Raw genomic sequence first — 21,582 nt, 5'->3', positions numbered from 1 at the left:
AAAAATATACGCGAAAATCTGACAGTGTCAGTTATTTCTTTATATCAATATTGGCTATAAATAATATTTTTTAACACACCAATAAAAAAGCCCGGCAGTGGCACTGGCGGGCTTGTGAAAAACAACAGTACATAACAACAAAGTGTCATTTACGTTTTGATGATTTAGCGAGTAAAAAACTCCCTTAAAGACTCCCCAGGATTGCTCTGGCGCATAAAAGCCTCACCGACCAAAAATGCGTTCACTTGATTGTCACGCATCAGCTTGACGTCAGCGGGACTCAATATTCCGCTTTCAGTGACCACCAAGCGCTCCTCGCCAATATGCGGTAGCAGGGCAAAGGTGGTGTCCAAGGTCACATCAAAGGTATGCAAATTGCGATTGTTTATGCCGATGAGCTTGTTGGGCAGGGTAAGAGCAATATCCAGCTCGGCTCTATCGTGAACTTCCACCAACACGTCCAGCCCTAAGTCTTGGGCGAACTGGTTCAACTCGGTCAGCCGCTCAGCCGTCAGAGCGGCCACAATCAACAGCACACAGTCGGCACCCATCGCTCGCGCCTCTAGTAGCTGATATTCATCCACCAGAAAGTCTTTGCGAATGACCGGCAGGTCTACAGCCGCGCGCGCCTGTTGCAGATAGGCATCGCAGCCCTGAAAGAAATCCTCGTCGGTTAGCACTGACAAACAGGCTGCGCCCCCCGCCTGGTAACTTTGCGCCAACTCAGAGGGTACAAAATCTTCGCGAATAACCCCCTTGCTGGGCGATGCTTTTTTGATTTCGGCAATCACCGCCGCCTCGCCGGCCGCGATTTTAGCTTCTAAAGCGCGCACAAATCCTCTCGCTTCAGGTTGAAGCTCTGCCTGCCGCTCCAGCTCACTTGCGCTAATACGGGCCTTGCGCTCGGCTATTTCTTCCCACTTACGGGTGATAATTTTCTTTAATATGGTGGGTGTTTCAGACATAACGGGCTTCATTTGAAATTGGGTTAGTTAAGCAAAGCACTGGGTAAAGGCGGCCAGCTCGTTTATTTTTTCGCCGGCCAAACCTGAGCCTATGGCATCCTGAGCCATGGCAACGCCCTCGGCGAGAGAACCTGCAATACCACTAACGTAAATGGCGGCACCGGCGTTAAGGGCAATAATATCGGCGGCCTTTTGGCTCGCGCCCTCGGGTTTGCGCCCCAGCGCGCCTTTAATAAGGGTGAGGGATTGTTCCGCGCTTTCCACTGCCAGGCCAATCAGGCTTTGACTCTCTATACCGAAGTCTTCCGGCTTTATTTGGTACTCGTTCACTCGGCCGTCTTTTAGCTCGGCCACATGGGTTTCCCGCGCCAAAGAAATTTCATCCAGTCCATCGGCCGCATGCACAACCATCACGTGCTCGCTGCCCAACCGGCCCAGCACCTCGGCCATGGGGCGACAGAGTTTATCGCTGAACACGCCAATAACCTGGCGCTTTACATCGGCCGGGTTGGTCATGGGGCCAAGCATATTAAATATTGTACGCAGGCCAAGTTCTTTACGCGGGCCAATAGCGTGCTTCATAGCGCTGTGATGAGCGGGCGCGAACATAAAGCCAACACCCAGCTCTTCTACACAGCGCGCGACCTGCTCTGAACTTAAATTGAGGTTGACGCCAGCCGCTTCCAGTACATCGGCGCTGCCTGTAGAGCTTGAGACTGAGCGGTTGCCGTGTTTCGCCACGCTGCCACCGGCAGCCGCCACGACAAAAGCACTAGCCGTTGATACATTAAACAGATTGGCGCCATCGCCACCCGTGCCGCAGGTGTCCACCAGGTTTTCACTGTTGATTGCAACACCACTGGCCAGTTCGCGCATCACAGTGGCGGCGCCTGTTATTTCGTCCAGGGTCTCGCCTTTCATCCGCAAGCCCATCAGCAGTGCACCTATCTGCGCCGTGGTTGCCTCGCCGGTCATTACCTGGCGCATTACTTGGATCATTTCCTCTGTCGACAAATCTACCTGATCAACGATTTGCGCCAAGGCCTGTTTTATATCCACTGATCATTCCCCTACTGTTGGGCCGGTTGCTGTAAAAAGTTCTGCAAGAGCTGGTGCCCTTGTTCTGTTTTGATGGACTCTGGATGAAACTGTACCCCCTCGAGGGGCAAGCGGCTGTGCTTAAAGCCCATCAAGTCGCGCTGCCCATCGGCAGCAAAGCTCCAGCCGGTCTCCTCAAAACTCTCTGGCAGAGATTGCGGCTCCACCACCAGCGAATGATAGCGAGTGACGGTAAGCGGATTGGCCAGCCCTCGAAACACGCCGGTGTTGTTATGTTGCACCGGACAGGTTTTGCCATGCATGACGCGGTGAGCACGAATCACCCGACCACCAAAGGCCTCAGCAATACACTGATGCCCGAGGCAAACTCCAAGAATCGGAATTTTACCAGAAAACTCGCGCACCGCCTGCACGCAGATACCGGCATCTGCGGGGCGCCCGGGGCCTGGGGAAATTACCAGGTAATCGGGTGCTAACCGCTCAATGTCGGCTAGGCCCAAGCAATCATTGCGGCGAACCAATACCTCCACCCCCAGGTCCTCAAGGTAGTGCACCAGGTTGTAGGTAAAGGAGTCGTAGTTGTCGATCATCAACAGCATGGCTGGGCCTATGGCGAGCAAGGGCGAAATGCTAGGCCCTGGGGCCAGGAAATTCAAGGCCCTGCGGGTTGTGCAACATCTTGTTACTACTCTCACCAGGGGTCATAAGGTATCATGGCGGCCGCGCAGCCAGAGCCTGCCGGAATAAACGATTTGAACGGATAATAGCGACTGCAATGAATATTATTGTTACCGGGGGCGCCGGTTTTATCGGCTCTGCCGTCATCAGACATCTTATCAATGACACTGACCACAGTGTCATCAACGTCGACAAGCTCACCTACGCCGGCAATCTGGAATCACTGGCCGATATTTCAGACAGCCCTCGCTATCGCTTTGAGCAGGTCGATATCTGCGACGCCATCGCCATAGCGGACGTTTTTGCCAAATACCAGCCGGATGCCGTCATGCATCTGGCTGCCGAAAGCCATGTGGATCGCTCCATAACCAATGCCGGTGAGTTTATTCAGACCAACATCATCGGTACCTATACCCTGCTGGAGCAATCGCGCCGCCACTTTGAAAGTTTAACCGATGATGCCAAGGCGCGCTTTCGCTTTCACCATGTCTCAACCGATGAAGTCTATGGCGATCTTGAGGGTACAGAGGATCTGTTCACCGAAACCACCTCTTATGCTCCAAGCTCACCTTACTCTGCCAGCAAGGCCAGCTCGGACCACCTGGTACGCGCCTGGCAGCGTACCTATGGCCTGCCCACATTGGTTACCAACTGCTCTAACAACTACGGGCCCTACCACTTCCCCGAGAAATTTATCCCCCACATGATACTTAATGCTCTGGCAGGCAAGCCCTTACCAGTGTATGGCGACGGCCATCAAATTCGCGACTGGCTGTATGTGGAAGACCATGCCCGGGCGCTGGTTAAGGTGCTTTTGCAAGGCGAAGTTGGCGAGACGTACAACATTGGCGGGCACAACGAAAAGCGCAATATCGACGTGGTTCACCTGCTGTGCAGCCTACTGGAAGAATTGGCCGGCGACAGAAAACCCGCCTCTATCGGGCGCTACGAAGACTTGATCACTTTTGTGAAAGATCGCCCAGGACACGATCTGCGCTACGCCATTGACGCGTCTAAAATTGATCGCGAGCTGGATTGGCGCCCGGAGGAAACTTTTGCCACGGGGCTTCGCAAGACCGTGCAGTGGTACCTGGAGAATGAGAGCTGGTGGGACAATGTGCTCAGCGGTCACTACCAACTTGAACGTATAGGCTTAGAAAAATGAAAGGCATAGTATTGGCTGGCGGCAGCGGCACGCGTTTATACCCTATCACCCAGGGGGTTTCCAAGCAGTTAATCCCGGTTTACGACAAGCCAATGATTTATTACCCGCTCTCTATATTGATGCTGGCGGGCATTCGCGACATTTTGATTATCACCACACCGGAAGATCAGAGTAGCTTTCAACGGCTTTTGGGCGATGGTCGGCATCTGGGGTTAAATTTTGAGTATGTGGTACAGCCCTCCCCCGACGGCCTGGCTCAAGCGTTTATCCTGGGAGAAGAGTTTATTGGCGATGACTCGGTATGCTTAGTACTCGGCGATAACATTTATTACGGCCACCATCTTTCAGAGACACTGCAAAACGCAGTCGCCAATGCGGATAACGAGCAAGCCACGGTATTCGGCTACCATGTGCATGACCCAGAGCGCTATGGGGTGGTGGAGTTTGACAGTCAAGGTAACGCCATCAGCATCGAAGAAAAACCGGAAACGCCCAAGTCGCATTATGCGGTCACCGGCCTGTACTTTTACCCGAATGATGTGGTGAAAAAGGCTCAAGAGGTGAAACCCTCAAAACGCGGCGAACTGGAAATTACCAGCATCAACCAAATGTACCTGGACGACAGCCGTCTGAAGGTAGAGCTTATGGGGCGCGGTTACGCGTGGCTGGATACCGGCACTCACGAAAGCCTGTTGGAAGCGGCGCAGTTTATTGAAACCATTGAAAAGCGTCAGGGCCTGAAAGTGGCATGCATCGAAGAAATCGCCTACGAGCTCGGCTATATTAGCCGCGAACAGTTGCAGGACCTGGCGGCACCTCTGGCCAAAAATCAGTACGGGCAGTATCTGTTGCGCCGCGCCCAAGAGGAACTACCGCTGTGAAGATTACCCCACAAGCCATTGCTGACGTTTTATTAATAGAGCCCAAGGTATTTGGCGATGCCCGAGGTTATTTTTTCGAGTCTTTTCGTCAAGATATTTTTGAGGCGGCCACTGGTTATCCAGTCAACTTCCTGCAAGACAACGAATCTTTTTCGGCGCGCGGTGTCCTGCGCGGCTTGCATTACCAGCGCGCACCCTACGCACAGAGCAAACTGGTGCGGGTTATCCAGGGCGAAGTCATCGATGTTGCAGTTGATATCCGTGTCGGCAGCCCAACATTTGGCCAACACGTTGCCGCACGCTTAAGTAGCGACAACAAGCATCAGCTATTTGTCCCTCGCGGCTTTGCCCATGGCTTTGTGGTATTGAGCGAGACCGCGATTTTCAGCTACAAAGTCGATAACCTTTACGCCCCCGAGCACGACAGCGGCATTCACTTTGCCGATCAGGACCTGGCCATCGACTGGGGCATAAACGCGCAGCTGATTCAGACTTCAGACAAAGACAGAGCACTGCCCTCTCTGAATGAAAAACTCAATCGTGATCCGGACTCACTTTTTCGCTACGAGCACAATCTGTACGAGTAACCAGAATGCATATTTTAGTCTTAGGCGCGGGAGGACAAGTCGGGCAAGAGCTGCAGCGGTTGGCATCGCAAAGCGCTGAACAGTGGACTTTTTTTGATCGCCAAACGCTCGACTTAAGTAAAATCGACGCTATCCGCCCAGCTATTTGCAAAGCCCGCCCCGACGTTATCATCAATTGCGCCGCGTACACGGCGGTGGATAAAGCTGAGGAGGAGCGCGAGAGCGCCGATCTTATCAATCATTTGGCCGTTGCAGAGCTCGCCCGCGCAGCACAAGAGCTGGACGCTTGTCTGATTCACATCTCTACCGATTATGTCTTCGACGGCAAACACTATCGCCCTTATCGCCCCGGGGACCAAACCAACCCACAGGGGCAATACGGAGCAACTAAGCTCGCAGGTGAACGCGCTTTTATCGACAGCGGCGCGAAAGGCATAATTGTTCGTACCAGCTGGGTTTACAGCGCCTTCGGCAAAAACTTCGTTGGCACCATGTTGCGTCTGGGCTCAGAAAAAGACCACCTGAACGTGGTTGCTGATCAGATTGGCAGCCCCACCTGGGCAAAAGATCTCGCCGTGGCACTTATAGCGGTCGCGCAAAGCCCAGCACTTTCGCAACAGCGGGCGACTATTTACCACTACAGCAACGCCGGAGTTTGCAGTTGGTACGATTTTGCCACATGTATTATGCAGCGGTCAGGCAAAGCATGCGTCATCCACCCCATTCCCAGCGAAGCGTTTCCCACACCGGCTAAACGTCCACACTTTAGTGTTCTGGACTGCCGTGAGATAGAAAAAGATTTTTATGTTCTAAGACCCCATTGGTTAGATTCCCTTAACCGGGCTTTAGCAGAATACACTCACTAGCGATGATCAGTGTTTGCCTGGCCAGCCACAATGGTGACAAGTACATTCACGAGCAAATTGATTCCATTTTGTCTCAGCTGCAGCTGCAAGATGAACTTATCATTGTGGATGACTGCTCAGAGGACTCGACGGTCGATATCGTCCTCGGGTTCGCCGACGCCCGAATTCGAGTACTGCAAAACGAAACGCGCCTGGGGCATGTACAAAGCTTTGCCAGAGCCATATCCGAGACACGCGGCGAGCATATTTTTCTAGCGGATCAGGACGATATATGGCCTAGCGGCAGGCTCAAGCTCATGTACCGCTCCCTACAGACTGAAAAATACGAAGCCATAGCGGGAAACTTTACAGCGATAGCCGCGAGCGGCAAAACCTTGCCCAGGCACCAACACTCTTTAAAAGCCAACCAAAGCAATCACCGCTGGACAAATTTAGGCGGCATCTTACTAGGCCGTAGAGCATATTATGGCTGCGCCATGGGGTTTAACCGCTCCCTAAAGACACTGATTCTGCCGATCCCTAAATGGGTAGAGTCCCACGACCTTTGGATCGCAATGATTGCTAATACCCGCAACACCATGGGGCATATAGAAGAGTGCGTACTCATCAAAAGAGAACATGGCAATAATCTTTCAAGCCCCACCCGCAGGCCTTGGCCAATTATCATAAAATCCAGATGCAAAATGATCGCGAGCGAAGTTATCGCTTTAAATCGCGTAAGGCGGCTAAAGCCATATAGCGGCAAGTAAAAACCGCGGACTGGAACCAAGAAAACTTAAGCAGGCGGCGGTAAATATGCCAAAAATATGGCACCACCTTAAACTTATTCGCAGATAAAGACCGCTTATGTTTGCGATAAAAAGTGAGTGAGCGCTGCAGAATTCCTGCGCGGACCTGTTCTTGTAACAGAATCAACCACAAAGCATAATCTTCATGGCCGACGCTTGGAAAGGGATGCTTTTTTAACCAATAAGATTTACACATAACACTAGAGCAGGCTAGCGCGTTATTTTTTAGCATAGATTCAAAGGTCACCAGCTCCTCTGGACAGCGCCTGCCTGTGACTGCGCCTTGGTCATCGCACACAGTTACCCAGGTTCCGGACAGATCCAATCCCGCCCGCTGCATATAAAAAAGCTGCGATTCGAGCTTATCCTCGCACCATTTATCATCAGCATCCAAGAACGCGATATAGTCGCCGCTCGCTGCAGCTACTGCCTCATTTCGCGGGGCTACCGCGCCGCCACTATTGTGCGGTCTAGAACTTACTATTATGCGTTTATCGGCGGCAGCCAGACCACGAGCCAGCGCTAAGGTAGAGTCTTCTGAAGCGTCATCAACGATTAGCAGCTCCCAATCTTGCAAGCTCTGCCTTTGCACAGATTCAACCGCTTCGATCAGGGTCGACTCACAATTGTAAGCTGGCATTACAATGCTAATGCAGGGCATCGCCCATCACTCCACTGCTAAAGCGCCGCACCAAACTCGACTAGGCAAAGATTCGCTGCACTGCCGGCTTTGCCGCATCCGGAGAAAAGTGTGACTCCAGGTTTTTAACGCCACCAGCAGAAATTTTCGCCCACAAGTCGGCATCGTTATACACGCGCGCAATTTTCTCGGCAAACTCTTCCGCATCATCCGCAATAAGACAATCAATTCCATCTTCGGCGTGCATACCCTCCACTGCACAGGCGGTAGCCACCACTGGAATAGCGTAGTTCATAGCTTCGTTGACTTTACCTTTTACCCCGGCACCGTAACGAAGTGGAGCAATCGAAACACGGGCTGATGTTAGCTCGGGCTCAATATCCTCCACGAACCCTAAAACCCGCAAACTCTCATCGCTGGCAAGAGCTTTAATAGAGTCAGGCATTTGACTGCCAATAATCGTGGTTTTAACCCCTGGAAGAAGGCGCTTTACATGAGGCAGCACTCTCTCGGAATACCACTCTACAGCATCTATATTGGGTGGATGCCTAAAGCCGCCGACAAAAATAATTCCTTCACGTTCGCTATAACCAGGACGTTCTGGAGTGTGGGAGTGAATATTTGAAACAATCTCGACCCGGGCTTGCGGTACGATATCCGCGAGCAATTTCTTTTCAAACTCGGATACAACCAGAGTAATATCGCTATCCTTGATCAGTCCAAGCTCTTTACGCTTGGTATCGCGCGACTGCTGCAAAAGAGTCTGATCGCCACTAAGCTCAGCTTCTCGCTCTTCACGCACAAAGTGCAGATCAACCGTATCAAAGATGAATTTCGCCTGCGGCGCTACAGCGCGTGCAAGTGAAATATACTGAGAAGCGATATAGTGTCGACTGACAAAAATCGCATCCAACGAAGGCCCCAGTTTACGCAACACTCGTCGAACAGAACCTGCCCAAGCGCCGTAGAGCACCTCGACACCCATGGCGTTTAATTGACGTACCACTTTATCCCGAAACTCCAAATTGTCCGCAATAAAAGTGACGTGATACCCCTCACTCTTAAGTATCTGCAATAAATTGAGCATTCGTACAGAGCCCGAATCCTGATCAGGGGTGATCATGCAGGCCTCAATGACAAGTACATTGCCGCTCGTGTACCTGAGACTTTCCTTTTCTGGATCTATTGCGTTATCGTTATGAGATTCAAGCACACGCTGCCAGCGCTGATGAAATTTTTTAGCGTTCTTCACCTGATAGGCTTTAACACCACTGGTTTCATCCGTGCCGTGGCTAACCCCCTCGATGTGAAACACTTCAGCAGCCGGCTGGTAGAGCACCCGCAAACCCAACTCGCGAATCCGGAAAGCTAAATCTGTATCTTCATAATAAGCTGGCTTGTAATATTCGTCGAAACCGCCCAACTGGATAAATAAATCTCGCTTAAGCGCCAATACCGCCCCCGAGCAATAATCCACATCGCGCACATAGTTAAATCGCGGATCGTCGGCGCGCTGATTACGCCCCCAGTTCCAACCACTCCCATCACGCCAGATAATGCCACCGGCCTCTTGCACGCTGCCATCAGCGTTCAGCAGTTTTGCCCCAACCATACCTACTTGTTTATGCTGATCGAAGGTGCTTACCAACGCATCCAAAGCACCTGGTGTCAAAAGGGTATCGTTATTCAACAACACTACATACTCGCCGCGTGCAGCTTGGGCGCCCATATTGCTGTTGCCCACAAACCCCTGATTTTGCTCGGCGCGTACAATACGAATACCCTCTACCACAGCCAACGCCTCTGCGGCAGGCTCGGGAGAGCAATCGTCCGCGAGAACCACTTCAAAGGCCTGCGCTGGAGGGTTCTCGGCAATGCTTTTTAAGCACTGATAAGTCGTCTGATGCTGTCCATACACGGGGATAACAATCGAGACCTCAGGCTGATCCGAGGTCGCCAATTTCAAAGGCGTCAACTCGTCTAACGGCTGCAGCGCCTTCTGCACCGTTTGCACCCGCGCCTGAACCTCGTGGCTTAGCTGCCCCACCAACTGTTGCTGAGTTACTTGCGCATTGGCTTGATACCCAAGTATGCCTGCAACTTCACGCCATTGACGCCGACGCAGCATTGAGAATAATCGTTGATAAGACGCCGGGCGAAGCAAATGTCGCAACACCACCTTTAGTACGAGCAAGGCCTTTTTAATGCCACGCTTTAAAACACGCAAAGGTCGTGTAAGCTTCCAGGAAAAACTGTTTAGTAGTGCATCTCGCTCATCAATTGCCTGCTGAACTTGATCACGTGCCTTATTTAGCTCTGACTCTAAATGATCGATATATCCTTGCGCCTGTTGCCCCTGCTCCTGGAAGCGCTCGATACTGTCCTTAGCTTGCTCTAAATTTTCCCGATATAGCTCAAGAGATTCATCCGCTGCCGCCATATCGACTTCGTAACGTCGGGTCAACTGACGGTAATCGTCTTCTGCCTCCAAAACATATGAGCGAAACTCGGCCTTGGTTAGATCTAATTTTTCACAGGCACGGTCTAATTCTAATCTTATAGTTTCACGCTGCTGCAATGCTTCGCGATACTGCTGCATCCCGGCCACTTCCTCTTCGGTGTCGGGCACAACCTGCAACCGTCGTGCGACTTCATGAAGAACACCAAAATGACGCGTTTGCAGACCGTAGTGCAATAGCGACTTAATGGGTTTGCCTGGCACGGGGACCGGAGCAGGGAAAGTTTGCAGCAGTTCAATCAGCGCTAACACATCAGCTAAAGGCTCGACTCTATCCCGCTTGATAGGTTTTACATACCACTGACCGTAGCTATCGAGCGTATTGATAAAAGTCTTGTATTCTTTCCTCTTATAGTTCACCGCTTGCTTAAGCTCTGCCAGCCATTCAACCACCGGAGCCGTCGGCTCCAGCAGGTGATGAGCCGGATAGCCGCGGAGGCGCTCGCCTAGAGCTCCAATATCCGAACTGATAATAGGAAGGCCCGAGGCCATTGCCTGACTTAGGGTAAAACTATAAGTTTCTGGGACTTGGGCGGGAAACAAAATCGCATCGGCTTTTTCCAACGCCAACAGTTCAGATAAATGTTCCGGCTGATAATTGCCACGTATTGTGATCGGAGCCTGAGTGGGCTCAGTAGGGTAGCCCAGTAAAACTACGTGTAATCCGGACGCCTGCTGGTCGGCCAATAGAGCCAGTTGCTCTACAAGCGCCAACCCCTTTTCTGCCGACAGAGCTCCTAAGACCACAACCTTGTACGCTTGCGGAGCGCACTCGACCCGCTCTGGGTGGGCCTGAACAACAGTATTGGCCTGAGGGTACGCCTCTTTCAGTGCGGACTTGAGAAAAGCCGAGGGTAAGATCACCCGCTCGGCGGAATTAATCAAGGGCTTTAAAACCTCCTGCCTTTCACTATCCTGATGTGGCCAGCCAGGCTCATTGCAACAAGGCCCGCTTTCAAGCTGGTGATAAAATCGTGAGGTTAAATAGGCATCGTGAGCGGTTATATCCAACGGGCACTGAAGCCGCTGGATTAAAGTAAGAATTTCAATAGGCCAACCATGTAAGTGATGCAAGTGCACTCTGCTAACAGGTAAAGCCGTCAGCCACAAATGCCAAGCATCCAATGTTTTAGCACCGAAACCGGCTGTGTGAATTTGAGTGGTAGCGGCATTTAGGGGGAATAAAGCAACATCTACCCGGCCACCTTCTCCACCGTGAAGAACGACCACGTTAAGACCAGACAGGTCTATCAACTGTTGGATGTGTTGCTCTACTCCACCGCCCCAACCGTGTGTAACGAATAATATCGTAGGAGTGTCAGAACGGAGTATTAAATCCAGAGCCTGTGCAGCTTGAGCGGGTATATCTGTCGTAGCGTCCATTGATAGCCAATTAGTTGCTGCGCGAACGGTATTCTTGGGCTCGCAACGCCCAAAGCGCTGTCGCTGCCCCACCGCCACGGCGAAAAATTTCGGCATCTATTCTATCGCGAAATGGACGAATAGGGTCTCGCTGAATAAACTTTTTAACATCGCTAAAATAGCTAGGATAGCGCTCAGCAATCACTTTTTCAGCATTGGCGACCAAGCCCTGCTTCTGCTCACTAAAGCTGACGCCACCGTCGTGATAGACAAAACAATCTGCAGCCAATAAATGTTTCCATCCCTTCTGGCTGGCCCTTAGGCAAAAATCGTTTTCCTCACCATAGCCCTTACCAAACGCCTCTTCATCAAAATCACCCACTTCGTTCAGGCAATCGCGGCGAATGTACATGCAAAAACCAACCGCTGTGGGCAACTCTGCTGTCACGCCACTATTCACGAGCGCACAAACAGAATGAAGCTCATTCACGCCCATGCCCTTTAACATGACACCATCTCCACTCAGCGAAGGATAGGAACAAACGGTTGCATTATTGGAAAAGGGAGTAACAGTCGCAACTTCCGTCTCTTGATATGCCGCGCGCTGCAACCGACTCAACCAATCTGCAGAGACTTCCGTATCGCTATTTAACAGCACAACATCATTATTTGTTGTACTCATGCCACGATTCACACTAGCTACAAAACCCAGATTCTGCTGATTCTCAATTAAAGTAATTCGCTTATCTAACCTCCATCGCTCTATATGCTCGGTCAGACCAAGTTCAGGTGATGCATCATTAACTAAAATCAGTTGTGAATCGACAGGCAAAGTGGCCAGTACAGATTGAACGCACTTGACCGTGGAGTCGCAGCCTTTATACATTGGCACAATCACATCAGCACAGGAAGGCGAAGCGACTGAGCTTAAAATATCATTCACGCTCAAACATTTTTACCTAACATAAGGTGACTAAACCTCTATCAGCCTATATACACCATGGACTTTCCGCCACGTAAAATGAGCAGGGCGTGACACTCAAAAAAAGTTCATCGTAAGGCATACCATGCGAGAGACCGCAAGCACCACAATTAGCATTGTTAGTCACTGTGATACAACCACCAGTCTCCATCGACCTTAACCCACTTCTCAGTTAACAGCGTGCTAGCCGTGAGGTTTTGCTTCTGGATTTTATAGCGAACCTTCACCACAACTTCGCAAGTGTCGACCTCACATGCAACCTTTTCTACATTGGTATTAATCCAAATACCGGAACCAGCATATCTCTTCGTATACTTACGTGCACTTTCCCTACTTTTAAAGCCAGGAGAAGTGTAGGCATATGCCGAAGAATAATCTTGTTCTAACAAAGCGTTAGACCACTCTTGTGCGCGCTGTGCCACAACCTCTTCATCTGACTTGGGCTCGAGCAAAGCACAGCCAGTTACCCCGACAAACAATGACACCATTGTAAAAGACAGACATATATATCTGCGCAGCATTCTGACTCCTCATAAATTACTTAAAAATTTCGATTTGCAATGCCTTATCTAGGCGGCTCCGACACTTATCAATCGTCGGCCTCAACACCCGAACCATGCATACCGTTAAAAATTTCCAGCGCATTCATACGCCTACGCATCTCGCTGGTAACATCGCGAAGCTGCTGATCATTTTGAATGACGTGTGGCGTAATGATCACTAACAGTTCGGTCCGGTCTTCAGAAATTGTTGTTGTCCCAAATAAACTGCCGATAATAGGTAGATCCTGAAAAAAGGGCACGCCAGCCTTTCCGGTCGTCTTATTGTCTTTAATCAAGCCACCTAATACGACAGATTCGCCCGATCGCACAGCCACTTCACTATTGATATTGCGCTCGTAAAAGCGTGTCTGCCCGGTGGCTTCATCTACAGAGCCAACATCAGTAACCGACTGCATTAATGACATAGAAACCAAACCGCCTGAGTTAACGGAGGGCACCACCTCTAGCTTTACCCCTGTGTCGCGATAATTAATGGAGTTAGTGACCGTACCACCGTCGGTCACAGTCGACGAAGATCGCACCGGCTGCTGATCCCCCACGTGAATCGCAGCGGAATGATTATCCAACACCATGATAGAAGGCGTGGAAATCACATTTACCAACTCTTTTTCAGCCAGGGTGTTTATAACCGCACGTAAGTCACCCAATGGGTTATTGAACGTATATGAGAATCCCAGTTGAGGACCAATACCACCCGTACCAGTATCTAGCATCCCATTGCCGCTCCAGCCATTTCGAAGGCTGTTATCAAAGTACCACTCAAGGCCATAACGGAGGTCGTCTCTTAGGGTTACTTCGAGAATGCTGGCCTCTATGAGCACTTGTAACGGCACAACATCTAACCGCTTCAACGCCGGTTCAATTTTTCGGTAATCCGAACTTGTTGCATAAATTAACAAAGAGTTGTTGATGTCATCTGCAATAATCTTAGCCGAATCACCAAACGAAAAGCTGGCGCTGGAACCTCCTGAACCTCGATTCGAACCGCGATTGCGACTGGCTCCACCCTGGGTGCCACCTGAAGTCGATGTCGCGGTTAGACCGGGGGCCACACCATCGTTGACACTGCTGACTCCGCCGCCACCGCCTCCGAACACACTACTCAAGAGCTGTGCCAGGTGAACGGCATTACCATTTTCCACGTCATAAACATATAGCTGCGGTTCGGTAGAAGCGTCCGGAGCCTTATCGAGCCGTGCGACCCACGTTTTGATTTTCTCTAAATAACTGTTTTTAGGCGTTACCACCAAGATGCTGCCTAAACTATCGAGCGGAACAATGCGCACCAACCCTTCAAGCTCGTTTCCCTCGCCGCCCGGCCCCGAAGACAACACGGTAGTTAAGGCGTTTGCCACCTCTTCAGCTGTAGAAAACTCGATGGGAAATATACCAACGGCCATCCCAGATAAAAAATCGACATCAAACGTCCGTACAATTTCCATCCAGCCGTCAATCTGTGTTCTGGTGCCGCCCAAAATCAGTAGGTTTCTCAGGGAATCAACACGAACAAAAGCACTTTCTGGAGCGACAGGCTTTAAAATCTCAGCCATTTGCGCTGCGCCAATGTACTCAAGCGGCACAATGACATTGCTAAAACCAGCCCCTGACGACTCGGGGTTAGAGTAACGAGGAGCCAATTGCTGAAGGTTTGGGTTTGAGCTGACAATATAGCGCCCGTTATTAGTTTTAATTATAGAGGCACCGTTAATTTCCAGCATAGACTCCAGAATGACCAGCAGCTGATCCACCGGAATGGCCGAGCGGGTGCGTAGAGAAACCTGCCCGTTGAGATTTCCTTCGACAATATAATCAAGCCCCAATATATCGCCCATTATGCCGTTTACTACGTCGATCAAAGGGGTTTTCTGAAAATTAAGTGTTACATCCTCCCCTTGCAACGCTACTGGACGACTAGCGGCCGGCATATTAACCATGCTTCTAGTCGCTGGATATAGCTGCGCAGGTAGTTGCTCCGGCTCGTTTTGCGCATTCGGTTCAGAATGCCCGGCATCGAGCTCTTCGTTTCCTGAGCTAACATCTAACGGTGGTTCTTCTGTCAGCCCTACAGCGGGAGAGCTGTCTTGCGGAAAAAGACCATCGGTCGCACACCCAGAGAGTGCCAAGGTTAGCAATACCAGGTTCAGTGGCTTGATTATGTATCGTGTCGTCATGAAGTTCTCTTCGCGCAAATTCAATTTTGTTTCTGCCCTTCAAAAGGGTGACCGCCCTGCCATTGGGTTGGCAGCGAGGGCCCATGATCCAGTTCAATTTGAGCAGTCACAAGGTCACCGTCTAAAGTGTCGGTCTGCCCAAAAAGAGCACCTTTCGCCATCACACTCAAAAGTGTCCAGCCAGCTAAATCATCGTCCACCCGCAGGTGATGAGTATCACCTTTGTAGCGCAAGGTGACGCTAGATTCAGAGCCGGCAGCAAATACACCTATGAGCTGCATATCTTCAATATTGGTATTTTGTTTTGGAGCTGCCACAACAACTTCTTTTTTTGGCTTCTCCGGCGGAGGCGTGTAGGGTGTACGTTCACGCCAAAACACTGGCCGTTCTAAAAGAGCACTGTAATTTGAATCGCCTTCGCCCGCGTTGTAGCTAGAAACTGTCAACACTCCTGCGGCAGGAACAATAGGTGAAGGCAAGCTCTTTGCTCCGTAGACAATGACCGCAATTACCACCAACCCGAAAAACACAGAAACAAGCACCATTACGAGCAATATTAAACGATTTAAAAAAGGTGTTTCCGCGGCAATTAGCCTAGTAAGATTGTTGTTCGGCACCTTGCCCCCCCGCTTGCAAACTTCTCAGCTGCGCACGCACTTCGATTAGTTGTGGCTCGTTTGTACTCCGCCGACGCTTTGGCTGCACAATCACTTTGCTCACAAAAATTTTAGGTCGGGCCTGCTTAATTTCTTCAAATGCCTTAGCAAGTGAATCCAAAGTTCCATCGGCATTCAAAGCGATATTAATATGAATAAACCCATCCCTTTGTTTCGCGCGAGAAATCTGGCTAGCGCTGACTTCCAGCCCTGCCACCGAAAAAATATTTCTCGCCTGCTGCTGCAACTTGGTCGCCACCGTATTAGTATTTTCAGAAGCCGCGTAAACTAGCGACTCTAAGGACTCACGCCCTTCTTGCTCCAACTCCCGCAACTGAGCTTCAGACTGAACAAGTCCAGCCAATCTTGCATATTTCGGCTCAATATCAGCTACGCTGGCGCTGTATTGATACCATTTGAAAAGCAACGCTAAAATCACATACAACGCAACAAGAAGAAGAAAGCCGAAGGTACATCCGACAACCACATATTCAGGTTTACGCCAAATCGCTTTGTTCAACATTAAGGTGTTCCTTCCGCAACCGTGAAGGCAAAGCTATAGCGCTCTTTTTCATCGTTATTACCAACTTTGCGAATACCACTCACTGCACGCACATTCTGTACACTTGGGTACTGCGAGATCTCCTGCATTAACGTTGCACCATTATCCGCAATACCATCAATAGTTACCGAATCCCCCTCCTGTTCAAAACTCGTCAGCCACGCGTCATCCGGCAACCTTTCACTCAACAAGTTCAGTACAAACATTGGGTTCGACACATTCTCCTGTGTACTGTTTAGCTCATCTATATATCGGTTCACATTGGCTAGACTAGTTCGAAGCTCAACAATTTCTTTAGCTTGCTGCTGAATATCGTAATAAGCGGCCTGAGTCGACGCGAGATCGTAGTATTTATAAGTCACAGGCACTGCTACCGATAGAAGCACCGACAAGCTTGCAAGCGAAACTAATACTGCCACTTTCTGCAATCGACGACGATAGCGGCTATTTCGCTCGTGCTCGCCGAACCCCGACAATACAATGTACTGGTCTCCCACCACCGACCAAACTTCAATAGAGTTTACCGCAGCCTCTGGGCGGGATTGGTGTACATGATTCATGACGGCTGACTTACTAACAATGGCGACACCTATAACTGATTTTGAGGCATCACTGTCGAGCACGCGCCAACCAAAAGCAGTGTCATCAGCACCAAAAGGGCTAGCCGCTACAACTTCATTCGCAACTACAGATGAGGGGGCTATCCCGGCCATTCTGGGCACGATTAAGCTTTTGCTCAACACCATGCTATCAGGAAGTAATATTGCGGTAGCAGCAATATTACCGCTACCGCGCCCCTTAAGCTCTGTGGTACCGTCTGGCGATTTTAATGCTACCGGCTCATCAATCAATTCTCGCAAGGGCGCGCCTTGGGCCCAGAACACTTCCCGCCACGCCCCGCGAAATGATTGCCAGAGGCCTCGCAAATCATAACCAAACAGAACCCATTGACTCGTTTGTTCACTCATAAATTACTCATCAAACTCAACACTGGGCACACCATGCACAGAAAACTTCCGGTATATGTTCCAGCCGCCCCCCAGAATCGCACTAGGCTTGATCCATACCGAACGCTGATAAGCCCGAGAACCGCTGATGGCACGTGTATCTATACGCATCTGCCCACCGCCACCAGCGCCCCGTTGTTGGCGCTGAGCCGCTAAAAACTCTTGATATAAGGCTGAATTGCCACCAGCCAAAACTCTTAGAACTTCCACAGGCGCGGCCGCTAGATTAACCTCAGAGCTACCCGCCATCGAGGCGTAACTCAAGTAACGGATCCGTTCGAATACATCCCGTGTCACTCCTTCTGCAGACATGACATCTTCAAGCACCTGCACCCGGGAAAAAGTGTCGGAGGCATGCAACATCTGGCGTTTTTCAAGCTTACGCCGGCGCCACTCTACCACAGATGCAGTCAATCGTTGAGCGCGCCCGTCGGGCACACCAGCCCCATAACGAAAGAGCTGCAGCAAGACATCCTCTGGCGCTTTAAGCAGATTGATCAAACCCGAAACTGGCACAGCTCGCACGTGCACCTGCATTGCCCCAACTTGAAACACGCCTTGCAGAGGCCTGGCATCCTCATCTTCGATACTGGCCTTAAGCGCGGCTCTTGTCTCCATATAGAGCAATGCAGCCCCATCCCCTGCCGCCGCGACTCTGGCCATGGCCATTTGCGCTTTAGCGGTACGACTTTCGACCTTCGCTACCACCGCAACCCCGCTAACTAGGATCGTCAGGGCGGCAATAAACCACAGCAGAATAGCTAAAGCCATTCCACCCTGCAGCTGCCTAAACTTCGGAGGGCAGCGGTGCCGCTGAATCAATTGACCCAAGTTGCTCTCACTGATCGATTTCATCACAGCATCACGTTAAAGCTGAGCCACAGCGACAATGATAGTGGGCCAAAAACGTTCCCCCTGGCGTATTCTAATACGGACGTGACCTGGAGGGCTGGGAATCTGCCCGCCGATTCCCCAGGATTCCTGCCAAGGCGCCGCTCGGTTTTCACGATAACTAACTTCGAAAGCCGTGATACCGGAGGCCAGTAAATACGCCTCTCCTTCATCGACGGCTTGCAAATCAGTTGTAGGCTGATCCAATAACTGCACCAACAATTGACGACTATCATCCACGTGCAGGCGCAAGGATGTTATTCCACCATTTCGCCCAGGAATGGGCAACGGGGCTGCAAACAGCAACTGACTGTTGCTACCATAAAAATATTGCCCCAAAGGGCGGCCCGATTCGTACACATATACTGGTTTTGCCTGTTCCAGCGTACGCCGGATAAATTGGGTAACTGCACGCATCTCGGCCACAGTGTCAGCGTGCTGTTGCACACGCTGACGACTCACGCCCAAAGTTTGCATAGCAGTTACAGTTGCCAGCACAATCAGTGACAAGACCGTGATCGCCACCACCACCTCGACGAGAGTGAAACCTTTTGACCTTTGGCGCTTCATTCAGGCACGACCACAGGGACAATAGAGTCTAAGCTGTATTGTCTTGGAGTACGCCCCAAGCCCCAGGTCACAGTCACCCTAACGTTATGTAAACGTGGCTCCTCTTCCGCACTAATGACCACCGGATTACTGCTAATCTGCCAGCGAAAGCCATCTTCCGTAACGCCACTGTCACTCTCCCCTTCTGGCATCATGGTGCTATGATCGGCAAGCACAGTTTGCGCAACCATTACAGCGTAAGCATATTCCTCACTTATATTGACTGTGCGGGCGGCGCCACCGGCTGCCTGATAGAGCAAGCCAAGGGAAATCCCTAAAATGGAGACCGCCACCATCATTTCGAGTAACGAAAACCCTGACTGACAGCCTCTCTTTAAGCTATGCATCATCTGTCAGACTTAATTGCTGATATTTGTTCCACCTCGCCCAAGAGCCAACCGATACTCAAGGTTACAGCTTGGCCTGTATTGCGAGTCAGGGTAATAGTCCCGCCAGAGGAACTTCCATCCGGGTAAAACTGAATAGCTGCTGTGTCAGAATCGGGACGCAACTCTGCAGCGGATATCACATCAATGGTAATACTATTGGGTAATACCTCAGAGCGACTTCCCACAGTTAACTTGCGCTCTTTAGGCTTAATAAGCATCACTGTCGTGTCACCGGTAGTACTGGCTTGGTAACGCCCGGCCTCTAGCATAGACTTAACCTCGGCCACCGCACCGCGATACTGCATACTTGCATACATCTTATTAGCAGCCGGAACAGCCGCCGCCATCAATACGGCCGCAATAGCCAACGCAACCATTAGTTCCAGCAGCGTAAAACCAGAAGTGATACCTGGATTAGCAGCACGAGCGTTCATAGCGAGCTTAATTACAACTGCCAGTTGCCTATATCCTTATTATCGCCTTCCCCTCCAGCTTTCCCATCAGCACCAAATGAATAGATATCAAATTCAGCTTTTTCCCCGGGAAAGCGATAATGGTAGTTATTATTCCAAGGATCTTGAGGCAAATCATTACGCTTTAAATAAGGGCCATTCCAGCCAGTAACATTTCCCGGGTTAGTCACTAGCGCCTCCAGTCCCTGCTCGGATGTAGGGAAATGCCCAGTGTCCAAACTGTAAATTTCTAGAGCGGACTCAAAATCCCGAATCTGCACCTTTGCCGTTTTGGATTTTGCTCCGCCCAGCTGGTTTAAAACCCTAGGACCAACAAGGCCAGCCAATAAGCCGATGATAGCCAAGACCACCAACAGCTCTACCAAAGTAAAACCGCGCTGATTTCTATTATTCATACCCAACACCTATATCACCTAAAAGTTCTTTTACGCTGCCAAATCGTTAACCGATAGTATGCCCATTAAAATAGCCACAATGATAAATCCAATCATCCCCCCCATGCCCAATATTAAAATCGGCTCCAGCAAGGTAAGGCTTCGCTTAACACCATTAGATACCTCGTCATCATAGACTCGCGCAAGCTCCAGCAGCATCTCATCCAGACGGCCAGATTCCTCACCTACTCTTACCATTTGAATCATCATAGGGGAAAACATCTTTGCTTCCGCCAGCGCATGTGACATCCGCCCACCGCGCTTAACCTCTGGAGAGAGTGATTCCAGCGCTCCCCTGACAACACCATTGCCCACAGTGGATACAGCAATATTTAAAGACTTCAGAACCGACACGCCACTGGCTTGTAAGGTACCCATTGTTCGAGAAAAACGGGCTATTTCATATTTAAAAGTAACAGCACCTAGAATAGGCAGCTTCAGCACTGTTTTATCCAGCCACTGCTTACCCCGAGGTTGACGTAACCAGCGACGAAGCGCCCAAATAAAGCCTGCCACAAGTAAAACAAGTAGCCAGCCATAATTCTTTATAGCCTCACCACCGGCGATGACCCATTGCGTCAACAACGGCAACGCCTCCCCCATATCTTCAAACAACGCCTCAAACTGGGGCACAACAAACCCAAGCATCACCAGAACTGAAATCACAGCGATCACAGCCAATATTGCCGGGTAAATAAGCGCTGAAATAACACTAGAGCGAACCTGTTTGGATCTCTCTAGCTGGGCCGCTAGACGAGCCAAAACACCCGCTAAATTACCACTCGCTTCACCCGAGCGAACCATGTTGACATAAAAATCATCAAAGTAATCCGGCTGATCCTGCAACGCTTGACTTAGCCCCTTACCTCCTTTGACCGTTTTAAGCAGCCCCTCAATGACACCCCGAAGCCCAGGCGTTGCACTCATATCAATAAGTACCTTAAGGGCGCGATCTATCGGTAATCCTGCACGCAGCAAAACCGCCAACTCACTGGTAAAGGACAACACCTGATTGGGCCCGAACTTTACCTTGCCACTTATATCGGAACGATCACCTATATCAGCCTTTATGGACAGCACAACAAGCCCTTGGTTGCGCAAGTCTCGATTGGCCGTATCACTGGAAATCGACTCTAGCGTTCCGCTAACTACACTTCCATCAGCTCTCGCTGCCTTATAATGAAAACTCGGCATATTTTAAGCGGCACCAGATACTATTAAATAAACAGACACGTAAGATTGCTTGTTGATCAAGCATATGAACAACTCCGCGACCAAAGAGTTAACAAAACCTACAGCATTCCAATGTCAGTAAACCTTCTTTTAAAATCCTATT

General features: G+C 50.4%; 22 protein-coding genes. 5 read left to right on the top strand and 17 right to left on the bottom strand.

From position 1 onward, the window contains the following. Positions 1–164 precede the first annotated feature (164 nt). From trpC to NHM04_RS15455, 3 genes are read right to left on the bottom strand one after another with little or no spacing between them, the layout of a single operon-like run. The gene (gene trpC / locus NHM04_RS15465) at positions 165–977 is read right to left on the bottom strand and encodes an indole-3-glycerol phosphate synthase TrpC (RefSeq protein ID WP_254264653.1); all 813 of its coding nucleotides are present in this window, start codon (positions 975–977) and stop codon (positions 165–167) included. A 15-nt stretch (positions 978–992) separates the two neighbouring features. Then, positions 993–2,024, bottom strand: coding sequence for an anthranilate phosphoribosyltransferase (gene trpD / locus NHM04_RS15460; protein WP_254264652.1), 1,032 nt, complete (start codon positions 2,022–2,024; stop codon positions 993–995). Between the two features lie 11 nt (positions 2,025–2,035). Then, complete coding sequence (locus NHM04_RS15455) at positions 2,036–2,623, bottom strand: aminodeoxychorismate/anthranilate synthase component II (protein WP_254264651.1); 588 nt, start codon at positions 2,621–2,623, stop codon at positions 2,036–2,038. Between the two features lie 176 nt (positions 2,624–2,799). Here NHM04_RS15455 and rfbB point away from each other — a divergent pair, with 176 nt between their 5' ends. The 5 genes from rfbB to NHM04_RS15430 are packed head-to-tail and all read left to right on the top strand — an operon-like array spanning position 2,800 to position 6,950. Beyond that, complete coding sequence (rfbB, locus tag NHM04_RS15450) at positions 2,800–3,867, top strand: dTDP-glucose 4,6-dehydratase (RefSeq protein ID WP_254264650.1); 1,068 nt, start codon at positions 2,800–2,802, stop codon at positions 3,865–3,867. Further along, the gene (rfbA, locus tag NHM04_RS15445) at positions 3,864–4,748 is read left to right on the top strand and encodes a glucose-1-phosphate thymidylyltransferase RfbA (RefSeq protein ID WP_254264649.1); all 885 of its coding nucleotides are present in this window, start codon (positions 3,864–3,866) and stop codon (positions 4,746–4,748) included. The genes rfbB and rfbA overlap by 4 nt, the downstream gene beginning before the upstream one ends. Continuing rightward, positions 4,745–5,335, top strand: coding sequence for a dTDP-4-dehydrorhamnose 3,5-epimerase (rfbC, locus tag NHM04_RS15440; RefSeq protein WP_254264648.1), 591 nt, complete (start codon positions 4,745–4,747; stop codon positions 5,333–5,335). The genes rfbA and rfbC overlap by 4 nt, the downstream gene beginning before the upstream one ends. A 5-nt stretch (positions 5,336–5,340) precedes the next feature. After that, entirely contained in the window at positions 5,341–6,201 is an 861-nt protein-coding gene (gene rfbD, locus NHM04_RS15435; protein ID WP_254264647.1) for a dTDP-4-dehydrorhamnose reductase, read from the top strand. A 2-nt stretch (positions 6,202–6,203) separates the two neighbouring features. Beyond that, positions 6,204–6,950, top strand: coding sequence for a glycosyltransferase (locus tag NHM04_RS15430; RefSeq protein ID WP_254264646.1), 747 nt, complete (start codon positions 6,204–6,206; stop codon positions 6,948–6,950). On the opposite strand, the gene NHM04_RS15425 is transcribed toward NHM04_RS15430, so the two are convergent. From NHM04_RS15425 to NHM04_RS15360, 14 genes are all read right to left on the bottom strand, one after another. Next, positions 6,901–7,629 (bottom strand): glycosyltransferase family 2 protein, encoded by a 729-nt coding sequence (locus tag NHM04_RS15425; protein ID WP_254264645.1) that lies wholly within the window; start codon positions 7,627–7,629, stop codon positions 6,901–6,903. The genes NHM04_RS15430 and NHM04_RS15425 overlap by 50 nt on opposite strands. 61 nt (positions 7,630–7,690) lie before the next feature. Beyond that, positions 7,691–11,032, bottom strand: a complete 3,342-nt coding sequence (locus NHM04_RS15420) for a glycosyltransferase (RefSeq protein ID WP_254264644.1) — start codon at positions 11,030–11,032, stop codon at positions 7,691–7,693. Positions 11,033–11,540: 508 nt separating this feature from the next. Further along, positions 11,541–12,452, bottom strand: coding sequence for a glycosyltransferase family 2 protein (locus tag NHM04_RS15415; protein ID WP_254266654.1), 912 nt, complete (start codon positions 12,450–12,452; stop codon positions 11,541–11,543). Between the two features lie 158 nt (positions 12,453–12,610). Then, a complete protein-coding gene (locus NHM04_RS15410; RefSeq protein WP_254264643.1) occupies positions 12,611–13,012 on the bottom strand; it encodes a hypothetical protein in 402 nt (133 codons plus the stop codon). A gap of 68 nt (positions 13,013–13,080) precedes the next feature. After that, complete coding sequence (gspD, locus tag NHM04_RS15405) at positions 13,081–15,249, bottom strand: type II secretion system secretin GspD (RefSeq protein ID WP_254264642.1); 2,169 nt, start codon at positions 15,247–15,249, stop codon at positions 13,081–13,083. Next, positions 15,246–15,842, bottom strand: a complete 597-nt coding sequence (locus tag NHM04_RS15400; RefSeq protein ID WP_254264641.1) for a hypothetical protein — start codon at positions 15,840–15,842, stop codon at positions 15,246–15,248. The genes gspD and NHM04_RS15400 overlap by 4 nt, the downstream gene beginning before the upstream one ends. Next, positions 15,820–16,404: a type II secretion system protein GspM gene (gspM, locus tag NHM04_RS15395; RefSeq protein ID WP_254264640.1), complete on the bottom strand. Its 585-nt coding sequence runs from the start codon at positions 16,402–16,404 to the stop codon at positions 15,820–15,822. The genes NHM04_RS15400 and gspM overlap by 23 nt, the downstream gene beginning before the upstream one ends. Beyond that, positions 16,404–17,411 (bottom strand): PilN domain-containing protein, encoded by a 1,008-nt coding sequence (locus NHM04_RS15390; RefSeq protein ID WP_254264639.1) that lies wholly within the window; start codon positions 17,409–17,411, stop codon positions 16,404–16,406. Before NHM04_RS15390 ends, gspM begins: the two co-directional genes overlap by 1 nt. A 3-nt stretch (positions 17,412–17,414) precedes the next feature. After that, positions 17,415–18,221 carry a hypothetical protein gene (locus NHM04_RS15385; protein ID WP_254264638.1) on the bottom strand — a complete coding sequence of 269 codons (807 nt, stop codon included), beginning with the start codon at positions 18,219–18,221 and terminating at the stop codon, positions 17,415–17,417. Between the two features lie 96 nt (positions 18,222–18,317). Continuing rightward, positions 18,318–18,911, bottom strand: a complete 594-nt coding sequence (locus tag NHM04_RS15380; protein WP_254264637.1) for a prepilin-type N-terminal cleavage/methylation domain-containing protein — start codon at positions 18,909–18,911, stop codon at positions 18,318–18,320. Next, positions 18,908–19,300, bottom strand: a complete 393-nt coding sequence (locus NHM04_RS15375; protein ID WP_254264636.1) for a prepilin-type N-terminal cleavage/methylation domain-containing protein — start codon at positions 19,298–19,300, stop codon at positions 18,908–18,910. The genes NHM04_RS15380 and NHM04_RS15375 overlap by 4 nt, the downstream gene beginning before the upstream one ends. Continuing rightward, positions 19,297–19,773, bottom strand: coding sequence for a GspH/FimT family pseudopilin (locus NHM04_RS15370; RefSeq protein WP_254264635.1), 477 nt, complete (start codon positions 19,771–19,773; stop codon positions 19,297–19,299). Before NHM04_RS15370 ends, NHM04_RS15375 begins: the two co-directional genes overlap by 4 nt. Before the next feature lie 11 nt (positions 19,774–19,784). Then, the gene (gene gspG / locus NHM04_RS15365) at positions 19,785–20,207 is read right to left on the bottom strand and encodes a type II secretion system major pseudopilin GspG (RefSeq protein ID WP_254264634.1); all 423 of its coding nucleotides are present in this window, start codon (positions 20,205–20,207) and stop codon (positions 19,785–19,787) included. A 30-nt stretch (positions 20,208–20,237) separates the two neighbouring features. After that, positions 20,238–21,440: a type II secretion system F family protein gene (locus NHM04_RS15360; RefSeq protein WP_254264633.1), complete on the bottom strand. Its 1,203-nt coding sequence runs from the start codon at positions 21,438–21,440 to the stop codon at positions 20,238–20,240. Between the last annotated feature and the right edge of the window lie 142 nt (positions 21,441–21,582).

The sequence above is a fragment of the Gilvimarinus sp. DA14 genome (assembly GCF_024204685.1).
Lineage (GTDB): Bacteria > Pseudomonadota > Gammaproteobacteria > Pseudomonadales > Cellvibrionaceae > Gilvimarinus.
This window is presented reverse-complemented; position numbering and strand designations above follow the sequence as displayed.

What these genes read in the sequence shown, in the direction of transcription:
- trpC (WP_254264653.1), bottom strand. Translation starts at nt 977, where the DNA reads ATGAAGCCCGTTATGTCTGAAACACCCACCATATTAAAGAAAATTATC.
- NHM04_RS15455 (WP_254264651.1), bottom strand. Translation starts at nt 2,623, where the DNA reads ATGCTGTTGATGATCGACAACTACGACTCCTTTACCTACAACCTGGTG.
- rfbB (WP_254264650.1), top strand. Translation starts at nt 2,800, where the DNA reads ATGAATATTATTGTTACCGGGGGCGCCGGTTTTATCGGCTCTGCCGTC.
- rfbA (WP_254264649.1), top strand. Translation starts at nt 3,864, where the DNA reads ATGAAAGGCATAGTATTGGCTGGCGGCAGCGGCACGCGTTTATACCCT.
- rfbD (WP_254264647.1), top strand. Translation starts at nt 5,341, where the DNA reads ATGCATATTTTAGTCTTAGGCGCGGGAGGACAAGTCGGGCAAGAGCTG.
- NHM04_RS15430 (WP_254264646.1), top strand. Translation starts at nt 6,204, where the DNA reads ATGATCAGTGTTTGCCTGGCCAGCCACAATGGTGACAAGTACATTCAC.
- NHM04_RS15425 (WP_254264645.1), bottom strand. Translation starts at nt 7,629, where the DNA reads ATGCCAGCTTACAATTGTGAGTCGACCCTGATCGAAGCGGTTGAATCT.
- NHM04_RS15410 (WP_254264643.1), bottom strand. Translation starts at nt 13,012, where the DNA reads ATGCTGCGCAGATATATATGTCTGTCTTTTACAATGGTGTCATTGTTT.
- gspM (WP_254264640.1), bottom strand. Translation starts at nt 16,404, where the DNA reads ATGTTGAACAAAGCGATTTGGCGTAAACCTGAATATGTGGTTGTCGGA.
- NHM04_RS15390 (WP_254264639.1), bottom strand. Translation starts at nt 17,411, where the DNA reads ATGAGTGAACAAACGAGTCAATGGGTTCTGTTTGGTTATGATTTGCGA.
- NHM04_RS15385 (WP_254264638.1), bottom strand. Translation starts at nt 18,221, where the DNA reads ATGGCTTTAGCTATTCTGCTGTGGTTTATTGCCGCCCTGACGATCCTA.
- NHM04_RS15380 (WP_254264637.1), bottom strand. Translation starts at nt 18,911, where the DNA reads ATGAAGCGCCAAAGGTCAAAAGGTTTCACTCTCGTCGAGGTGGTGGTG.
- NHM04_RS15375 (WP_254264636.1), bottom strand. Translation starts at nt 19,300, where the DNA reads ATGATGCATAGCTTAAAGAGAGGCTGTCAGTCAGGGTTTTCGTTACTC.
- NHM04_RS15370 (WP_254264635.1), bottom strand. Translation starts at nt 19,773, where the DNA reads ATGAACGCTCGTGCTGCTAATCCAGGTATCACTTCTGGTTTTACGCTG.
- gspG (WP_254264634.1), bottom strand. Translation starts at nt 20,207, where the DNA reads ATGAATAATAGAAATCAGCGCGGTTTTACTTTGGTAGAGCTGTTGGTG.
- NHM04_RS15360 (WP_254264633.1), bottom strand. Translation starts at nt 21,440, where the DNA reads ATGCCGAGTTTTCATTATAAGGCAGCGAGAGCTGATGGAAGTGTAGTT.